Genomic DNA, 221 nt, shown 5'->3' with positions numbered 1-221 from the left:
ATCGGTGGCGGCGTAAGCCACATCGCCAGTGGCGTATATATCATCGTGACCTACAACCTGCAGATTGGCATTTACATGCAGACGGCCCTGACGATCGCGCGGTGCGTCAATTTGCGCCGTTAACCCGTTTGCCTGTACGCCAACCGTCCAGATAACGGTCTGTGAGGCAATGGTCTGCCCATCTTTCAGCGTTACGCCGGACGCATCTACGCACTCCACTT

1 protein-coding gene is annotated in these 221 nt (G+C 56.1%); it reads right to left on the bottom strand.

Going from position 1 to position 221, the window contains the following annotated elements:
- Positions 1-221: FAD-dependent oxidoreductase (locus FDX22_RS23785; protein WP_186805446.1), on the bottom strand; the 221-nt coding region annotated here is incomplete at both ends.

The sequence above is a fragment of the Citrobacter sp. TBCS-14 genome, from assembly GCF_005280805.1.
GTDB classification, from domain to species: domain Bacteria; phylum Pseudomonadota; class Gammaproteobacteria; order Enterobacterales; family Enterobacteriaceae; genus Citrobacter; species Citrobacter gillenii.
Note: the sequence above shows the minus strand (reverse complement) of the source record. Positions and strands in the feature narration are given on the sequence as shown.